Origin of the sequence: Prevotella sp. HMSC073D09, from assembly GCF_001814145.1 — a bacterium.
Lineage (GTDB): Bacteria > Bacteroidota > Bacteroidia > Bacteroidales > Bacteroidaceae > Prevotella > Prevotella conceptionensis.
In genome coordinates this window covers 1-8,911 of sequence record NZ_KV815126.1, presented here as the reverse complement: position 1 = coordinate 8,911, position 8,911 = coordinate 1, and the positions used below count along the sequence as shown (strand labels likewise).

The following is an 8,911-nucleotide window of genomic DNA, read 5'->3' as shown; positions in this document are numbered from 1 at the left end:
AAAGGCTTGTAGCACGACTACAAAAGGCTTGTAGTGCGACTACAAAAGGCTTGTAGCGGCAGTACAAAAGCCTTTGTACAGGCTCTAACTACCGATTTGGGTTTAAGAGATGTCTATGTTTTTGTTGTTTTCTGCATCGGCTTTGCTTTTGTTTAGCAGCATGGGCCTTATCCAAACGCATCCCGCTAGCGAGAGAATGCCGCATGCGAGGGCTATTAAGAAGAGGTTGTTGTAGCCAAGCCACTCTTGCAATGCACCCGAAAGCATGCTGGGAACCATTTGGGCCAACGCCAAAACGGATGTAAGGAGGATGTAAACGGTATGGTTGCCCAAAGCTTTGCTGATGGACTTCAAAGTCGTCCAATAGGTAACTAAGGCCAAACCTAAGTTCGTTTGTCCGATAAAGATGCAAAGGTTAATAATGCCTAGGCTTGTAGGCTGTGTTTCGCTAAGCAAAATATAAAGTGCATTGGGCAGTAAAATGGCCACAGATAAGGGCAAAACGATGGTTCGTAAGCCTTTTGTGGCAATGATTGCCTTGCCTAATACGCTGCCGGCGATAAGTCCTACAACGCCCACTGTGCCGTAAGTAAGGCCAAATTCTTGTGGCGACAGTCCCAGTCCGCCATTGTGATTGGAGTCTACAAGAAAGAGCATGGCCACTTTCGACGTGAGCGTTTCGGGCAATAAGAAACAGAATGTGAAACAAAACACGGCTGCAAGTTGTTGGCGTGGATGTTGGGCGAAGAACGAAAGGATGTCTTTCTTTACCTCTTGCCATCGTTCTGCAAATTGTTCGCGCCGCTGTTGCCGCCTTAAAAGGTGGATGGACTCGTTGTAAGGACTAGGCAACGATGTGCGGTGCCATAACCATGAAAGAATGAAAAGCCCTGCAACGGAATAGAAAATAAGGCTCCACGATAGGCTGATGCTATTGCGATAGAGCAGTTGTAGGTTGCCTGCCACCATCACTAAGAAACCTTGAACGAAGATAAAGGCCAGCAAACGGAATGTGTTTGGCATGCTAGAAAGGCCCGAACGCGTGCTGCCCTTAACCGTATCGTGATAAAACACGTCGGCTTCTGTCTCGTGAACGGCTAAGGCGAAGGCCAATAGCCCTAGAAAAGCGAACGTGCCTTGTAGCCAATGGGCTGTGGGAATGGTGAAAGCAACGCCACCCAAAGCAACGCCAAGCATCAGTTGCATGGACACAATCCACCAACGTGGGGTGCGAATGAGACCCAAGAACGGCGACCACAGCGGGCGTAACAGCCACGGCAGAAACAACAACCCCGTGTAGAGGGTTATCTCTGCGTTGCTCAATCCCAATTGTTTGTAGAGCAAAAGCGCAAGTGTGGCGATGGCGGCTTGTGCTGTTCCCGTGCCGAAGTATATTGACGGCACCCATCTCCACGGTGTTTCTTTGTTTGTGGTCATGTTAGTTTATGAGTTTATAAGCTCGTGAGGTTATGAGTTCGTGAGTTGTTGAGTTTGTGCGTTGTTGAGTTTGTGCGTTTTGTCGTGTGCTACATTGAGCTCTACAACTCAAAACCTCACGAACTCAACAACTCAGCAATTCAGCAACCTCAACAACCTCAACAACTCATAACCTTAAGCATCTATCTACGGATAGAGGCGTTTTTGTTCGGCTCCTGGGTAGTAATGCGCCAAAATCTCATGGTAGGCGTACCCTTTTTCGCCCATCACGGCTGCCCCAATCTGGCACAGGCCCACGCCATGTCCCCATCCTGCGCCCGTAAAGACGAAACGAAGTGGAACTCCTTCGGCATCACGTTCGGCCACGTCTACCACGAATGCCGAACTATAAAGGTGGCTTTCGCTAAGTGCGCGGCGTATTTCCAGTTCCTTGCCAAGCGTTAGTGTGCGCTTTGTTCCAACGATTTTCAAGCGCGACAAACGCCCACTCTTACCCCTTTCGATGGGTTCGAAGGCCGTAATCAGGCCAAAATCAATGCCCAATTTCTTTTTTAGCAGTTCGCCAACCTGCGCTTGTGTATATTCCACGCGCCAGCGATAGAAGTCCTTTGTGGTTTGGTCGAAGTCGTTAAGCACCTGCGATAGTATGCGTGTATCGCGTGTGTTGCAGAAGGCATCGGGGGTAGAGCGTATCCAAGCCTCGCTGTTGGTTTCGTTGGTTAGGTCTAAGTCTACGGCCGGGTTAGGCAAGTCGCGCACCACTTTAAGGTAAGGCTTGTCTTCGTCTTCCCAGCAATAGCGGTATTCTTCTACCATTCCGCCGCAGCATTTGCTAAAACGGGCATCGCAAATCCCCTCTTCTGATAGCAACACTTGTCCGCGTGTGGCCTGCACAGCCTCTGCAACGTGCTTGCTTGTAGCCTTAGTTATGCCTTGGTAGCGTTGGCAATGGTCGTCGGCGCACACGTCGAAGAGCGTGTGATCTTCGCGGTCGTACCATTTAACGATTTCGTTTTCGTTCATTACAAAGGCCGCAGCACCTGTTGTTGTGGTTTTCTTATCGCGGTTTTGTATCTGTGCCAATAGCCAACTGCGCGATATAACGGCGTGAGCTTTCAGTAATTCGGGGCTTGATGTGGCACTCATTTCACTAGAAATGACACTTTCCAGGTAGTTTTCTACCGACAATTGGTTGATGGCCACAATCTTGTTGCCATCTATCACAAAGCGCAGTGCGCCCTTAAAGGTTTGCGTTTGTTGCTGCTCCCAATGAAAATTAACACCGATGGTTACGTTGTGGAGCGAGAAGTTGGCCTCGGCAGAAGTTGGTTCGAAGGTAAGATGGTCGTATTCTTGTCCGTTCCAAACAATGCGACCTTTGTTCAGGCAAACCGTTTGCTGGCCTTGTGCTTCGCTGTTGTTAACCTGATATGGCGTGTTTAGCACGAAAACAATTTCCGTACCGTTCATAATGCCCACCGATACTTGGGGCGTTGCTTTGTATTCTGGGTTCATAAGTTGTTATTTAAAGGTGAAAGGGCTTTTAAAGGTGAAAGGGTGAAAAAGTGAAAAGGTGAAAAGATGGCTGCGCCTATTAACTTGTCAACTAGTACTGGTGAAAAGAACTATCAGCTTGTTATCTCGTTCTCTTATCAATTCGTCAACTTGTTAACTTGTCCACTTGTTAGCTCGTCAACTTGTTAACTTGTCCACTTGTTAACTCGTTAATTTACGAACAAATATGCTTAAAGCCTCGCAGACATTTGGCTTAACTCCTTAACTCCATAACTCCTTAACTCCTCATTATTTTCCGTTTCACGTCTTCGAAAGTTGTGGTTGGCATGCCCACCTCTTTATATAGGGATTCAAGTAGGGCCGTGTTTAGGCGTTCAAAATCTTCTTTTCGGGGCGTGATAACCAGTCCTGCCATGTCTAACGCCCCCGGACTGATGAGCATTTGCGCATCTCCTTCGGCCGAATAACAGGCAGGGCGGTGCTTGTCGCGTGGTATCACTACAGTGATATATGTTTCGCCTTCGCGCCATTTTAAGATGTTAAACATCGGTTCGGTTTCGTCTTCGCGTTGCGGTAAAGCCTTATAAAGGGTTTCGAAGAGTGTGTTGTCGGCCTTGGCGTCGCGCCCCACGATGGTAAATGCTGGGCAAGCATAGTTGTTGATGGCTGCAAGTTCAGAGCCGTCGGGTGAGGATAGCAGTGTTTGGCGATTGCTGTAAAGCAGTTCCCAGTTGTCGCGCAAGGGCAAATGGATGCCTGTTCCTGCTTGCAGGTGCATGTGGTCGGGTGCAGATGCCCCGCATTTTGGCCCATTATAAAACACGATAAGGTGTTCGAAACATTCAAGTATTCTGCGCATTTTGCCATAGTGTTCGCGAATAAGTTGCGGTTGGTGAACTTTTGCGGGTATGGTGAAATGCAATGGCAGGATGGGGAAAGGGTTAACCAACAACTCGAAGTCGTTGTCGATGGGTATTTGCGTTTGAACCGCTGGCCTATTCTTCTCGCATAGAAAGCAGGGACGTTGTGCCAACGCTGCTTTATCAATCTTTGCGCCAGTGGAAACAAGGCGCGCAGGATTGCATTGCACGTAAAATGGCATGCCTGCGCATGTTACGGCTTTGAGCAATACGCCCTTCAAGTCGTTGAAACGCTGTTGAGCGTCGGGCCACACTTGCAATTGTTCTTCAAAAAAGCGGTTCAATACATCTTGGCCTTGCACTTCTGTGGCTTTGGTCGTGCCTTGGCCGTCTTTAATTTCCATATCGCAAAAACAGGTTTAGTTATTATAGATGCAAACTTACAAAAAATAAACGTAATAAAAGCAAGTTGATGCAAGATTAATGGTTTTGAGAAAAGGTGGCAATGAAAAGGAATGGAACGGCTAGCAAAGGAAGTCTTTCTTTCGTTTCGCCGAAAAACGGCCTAATAACTTCTGTTAGACTCTGTTTCTTTGTTATCCTTATATACATCTCTCACACTCTTTCCGCCGAACAGGTAGGTTATTTTGAGCGATACGTTGCGTACATGTGCGTTAGTTTCTGTATATTCGTTATAGTTTGAATAGCGTTTTATGGCTCGCGTAATGTTTTGTAAGAAGGGGTCACTTGCAGAGAGGTTTAATTGGAGACGGCCGTTAATAAGTTGCCAACGCAGGCTTGCGTTGAGTAAGCTAAGGGCTTTATACCTAACTAAATCTTCGTCGTGGGGAAACATGTGGAGATATTGTATGGTGAAAAGCAACGTGCGTTGACTGTTGAAAGCGACGTCGCTAGTTCCTTCTAGTTTTCCACTCCAACTCGTGGAGTTGGAAGGTTGACTGTCGTCAATGCTAGATTGAGACTTGGCATAAAACAATTCACCACCCACTTTCACGTTCCACCATGCAGTAAAGTTCTTTTGATAGCTGGCATATACACCATATTTTCGATAGTCGATGTAGTTTTGGGGAGTTGTGTATTGTGAGTTGTCTGGGGTAAATCGTGTTACATAGCCTACGCCGTCTTTCAACTGGTAGGCATAAGCAACGGCATACAGTCCTTTATGGCTAAAAGAAAGTTCGGCATTGTGAGTGATACTTGCCGACAAATAGGCGTTACCCGATACGTAATCGGTAGTTGTGGTGTAGTATCTAAATGGGTTAAGGTCGCTAAATCGTGGTCGGTTAATCCCCATGGAATAAGCAGCGGATAGGGAATAGCCTGTTTCCGCCCTATAACTTAGGTTGAGTGTGGGGAAAAGACGGTTGTAAGATTGCTTGTTATGCTCGGCTACATTCCTTCCCGTAAGGTGGGTGTGCTCGAACCTAAGACCAGCTTGAGCATACCATTTGGGACTAAGATCTTTCGAAAGGCTTACGTAAGCGGCGTTTGTTTTCTCTGTATAACGGAAGTTATTGTTTTGTCCTAGTAGCTTAGTCCACACACCACCTGTAAGAGTTTCTGTGCTTATGGCAGATGTGTTGCTAATAGACGTATAGGCTGCACCTATTTCCATGTTGGCGGCATTGAAAGGGAGTGTAGCGTCTAGCTTGACAGCGTGTATCTTGTAGTTGTTGTTTCCTGAATTGTTCATCATCGATGACGATGCGCCTTCGGTGGTGCTAATGTGCGAGGTGGACTTGGTTGCCTTGTTAAAGTAGTTGTATGTTAGGCTCAACAGTTTGCCTTTGTTGTCTAAATTCCAATCGGCATACCCTGTTAGAGTAGTGGCATTAATGGGGTTGGATGGTGAATGGGCATGCGAACGAAAGTTAAGTCCGCGGTCGATGGTTAGGTCTTGTAATTCGTTTTTCAGTCGTTCTGTGCCAAGGTTAAGCATAAGGCCTGTTTCAATTGTAGCGGTTGGCCTGTATTTCAGCAAGGCGTTAAGGTTAAAAAGCTTGTTGGTGAAATCGTTTCTACGTTGCGACTGCTTAATGTGGTCGGCAAAAGTGTACTCTCTAATGATGTCGTTGATACCCTTGTTTCGGTTGAAATTAAGGTCTATGGAGTAGTCCACGCGTTTTGTTGCTTGCCTAATGCCGCCTCCAAAATAGCTATTGAGGCTTTCTTTGACGATGAGATTGGCGTCCACGTTGCCACTTACACCAAGTGTTTCGTCACGTTTTGTCTTGATGGCGATATAACACACGTTGTCGGCAGCAGGATATTTGGCAGGAGCTAGGGTGAAAAGTTCTATTCGTTCGATGTTGTCTGCACGCAGGGATTTTAGTTTCATCAAGGTTTCGCTTTCGGAAGTTTCCAGCAATCGCCCGTCAATGATGTATCGAACGTTGGCTTTACCTGCAACGTTTACTGCTTCGTTTACGACAGACACACGCGGAAGACGACGCATTACTTCCACTCCGTTTAGCCCTTTTGCATATGGGTCGTTTTTTGTGTAATACACTATGCGGTCGGGTTTGTGGTCAATCACCGTTTTTTCGGCAATGACTATAACCTCGTTTAAGTCGAGTTTTCTCCAATAGTCGGCACTGTCTATGGCTGTTGTGTCCTCTTTTGTGGGTAACGAACTTTGTTGTTCCACCTGAGCATAAGATGAAAGACACGAAAGTGTTATCAATGTTAAGGATATGAACTTTTGCATACGTGGGGTTAGATTGTTGTGTAATTGCAAAGTTACGATTTTTCAATCTTATTTGCAGGCAAAATAAAGTGGAGTTTTGCCGCGAGATGTTCTTTTAACAAAGAAGATGGGTGGGGAATGTGCTGGTTGCTAGTTAGTATGCTACTTATTTGGAATAAGTTGTGGCCTACTAAGCCGATGGAAGTTTGCGGACGAAACAAAGGATGGCTGGCAGATGAAACCGAGGAGGGCTGCCGAGGAGAGGAAACTAAAATTTCTTACCGCCCGCAATCTTAAAGAACGTGCAGGCTAAAATGCGCGTGTCCATCCACCAAGAGCGGTTTTGCAGGTAGTATAAGTCGAGTTCCAGGCGTTTAAGCATCTTTTCGATGCTGTCGGCATAACCGTTATATAGCGTGGCATACGACGTTACACCTGGGCGTAAGGCGTAAAGTTGTTCGTAACGAGCATCTTTTGCCATAATCTGTTCGATGTAAAAACGGCGTTCGGGGCGTGGTCCAATGAAAGACATATCGCCCTTAAACACGTTCCAAAGCTGCGGCAACTCGTCGAGATGGTGCTCGCGAAGAAACTTACCCACACGTGTAAGTCGGTCGTCGCCATCTACTTCCAGTACCATAGGGCCGTTTTCTTCGGCATCCATGCGCATTGTTCTGAACTTATAGATAAAGAAAGGCCTTCCTTTACGCCCGATACGCTCTTGCGTATAGATAACAGGTAGGCCATCGTCTAGTCTTATGGCGATGGCACAAAGCAAGATAAGCGGTGAGAAAATCACGAGGCAAAGAGCCGAAACGATGAGGTCGAACAGTCTTTTCATGCTGCAATCTTCAATTCTTTTCGTTCTACCTTGCGAGTAAGCAAAAGCTGAAAGAGGGTGAAAGTGGCCACATCTATCAGTACGATACCCGTTATCGAGACTAGTGGGAAAAGCAAAAGGTTCATGGCAACATAGGCAATGGCAAGCCCAAGGATAAATATGAGGGCTTGATGCTGGGTCATACCCAAGCGCATTAGCTTATGGTGAATGTGATTTTTGTCGGCAGAGAACAAGGGCTGACGGGTGCGGAGTCTATGCAGAACAACCCGAACCACATCGAAAACGGGCACAACGAGCAGGCTATAAGCCAGTACAAAGCGTTCGGGAGATGCCGCCATGAGCGGTGGATTGTGCATGGCCGACTTCACAAAGAGGAAACCGAGGATGAAACCTAGCGTTAGGCTACCCGAATCGCCCATGAAAATCTTGCGGTTTTGTTCGGCTTTACCCCAGATGTTAAAGCGCATGTAGGGTATCAGTATGCCGATAGCCGAGGCCACGATAACGGCGTATGGTATAAGTTGTGCATTGCCGAAGACGAACAGAAAGCCCAAAAGGGCTAGAATAGACAAACCTGCGGCCAACCCGTCGATACCATCAATAAGGTTCATGGCGTTGTCTATAAACACGATGATGAATACAGTGAGGGGAAATCCCAGCCAATAAGGCACTTCGTGTACGCCCATAAAACCATAAAGGTTGTTTACGTAAAGTCCACAAAGGGGTAGTGCGCAAGCTGTAACCACCTGCACAGCAAACTTCACGTGTGCGTTAAGCCCAATGAGATCGTCTACAACGCCTGTGGCATAAACCAGCAACAAACTGGCCAAGAATGCCATGCTCCATAGGCTTACTTGTATCTTTGGTTCGGTAAAGCCAACGCTCATTACGCCAACAGCTACTATTATCGACAAGGTTATGGCAGGAACGAACGCCAAACCGCCCAGTCGGGGCACCAACGTTTTGTGCACCTTTCGTTGGTTAGGTATGTCGTAGATGTTCTTCTCCTTGCAGAAATTCAGTATTCCAGGGATGAAAACGAACCCAAAACACACGCTTAGTAGAAAAGCAATGATTATTGGCAATGCCTCATTCATCATCATAGTTGTTAGTCTTTTATATAGTAACAAACTCTGTTTGTGCAATTATATTGCATGTGAAAGCAAATTTAAAGCGTTAATTTTATGTTATTTTACAGGATTAGGCCTAGCCTTATGCGGTGGTGCAGAGCCGACAATGATGGAGGAGGCTTGCAGGGAAAGTGGTCTCATAATGCCGTTTTGGCTTATTTGTAATACAAAAAAACATTTCAATTTACGCTGTTGGAAAACCATATGAAGACATTCTCAGCAGCCTTTATTTAAGGTGGCTTGGACAATCGTTATGCGGTGAAGATAAAAAGAATGTGGATTTGAAACGTAAAAAACAAAGAAATATATTAACTTTGCATGGATGGGGGATGTTAAGTGCATCGTGCGTATAGCACTAAGGGCCATCTTTTCTGTCACTATAAAGTGTAATTAGGGTAATTCAGTTAATTCCCTCTTAGGA

General features: G+C 46.3%; 6 protein-coding genes. All 6 read right to left on the bottom strand.

Features of this window, described 5'->3' with window-relative positions; all coding sequences use genetic code 11:
- Positions 1 to 102: 102 nt before the first annotated feature.
- The 6 genes from HMPREF2955_RS12080 to HMPREF2955_RS12055 all read right to left on the bottom strand — a co-directional run bounded on the left by HMPREF2955_RS12080 (position 103) and on the right by HMPREF2955_RS12055 (position 8,463).
- Positions 103 to 1,437: an MFS transporter gene (locus tag HMPREF2955_RS12080; RefSeq protein WP_070723715.1), complete on the bottom strand. Its 1,335-nt coding sequence runs from the start codon at positions 1,435 to 1,437 to the stop codon at positions 103 to 105.
- Between the two features lie 186 nt (positions 1,438 to 1,623).
- On the bottom strand, positions 1,624 to 2,952 hold the full coding sequence (locus HMPREF2955_RS12075; RefSeq protein WP_070723714.1) for a SpoIID/LytB domain-containing protein: 1,329 nt from the start codon (positions 2,950 to 2,952) through the stop codon (positions 1,624 to 1,626).
- Between the two features lie 277 nt (positions 2,953 to 3,229).
- Positions 3,230 to 4,216, bottom strand: coding sequence for a DUF4922 domain-containing protein (locus HMPREF2955_RS12070; RefSeq protein ID WP_083317722.1), 987 nt, complete (start codon positions 4,214 to 4,216; stop codon positions 3,230 to 3,232).
- A 161-nt stretch (positions 4,217 to 4,377) separates the two neighbouring features.
- Positions 4,378 to 6,540, bottom strand: a complete 2,163-nt coding sequence (locus HMPREF2955_RS12065) for an outer membrane beta-barrel family protein (protein WP_070723713.1) — start codon at positions 6,538 to 6,540, stop codon at positions 4,378 to 4,380.
- Positions 6,541 to 6,787: 247 nt separating this feature from the next.
- On the bottom strand, positions 6,788 to 7,360 hold the full coding sequence (locus HMPREF2955_RS12060; RefSeq protein ID WP_070723712.1) for a sugar transferase: 573 nt from the start codon (positions 7,358 to 7,360) through the stop codon (positions 6,788 to 6,790).
- Positions 7,357 to 8,463: a glycosyltransferase family 4 protein gene (locus HMPREF2955_RS12055; RefSeq protein WP_083317721.1), complete on the bottom strand. Its 1,107-nt coding sequence runs from the start codon at positions 8,461 to 8,463 to the stop codon at positions 7,357 to 7,359. The genes HMPREF2955_RS12060 and HMPREF2955_RS12055 overlap by 4 nt, the downstream gene beginning before the upstream one ends.
- Positions 8,464 to 8,911 lie beyond the last annotated feature (448 nt).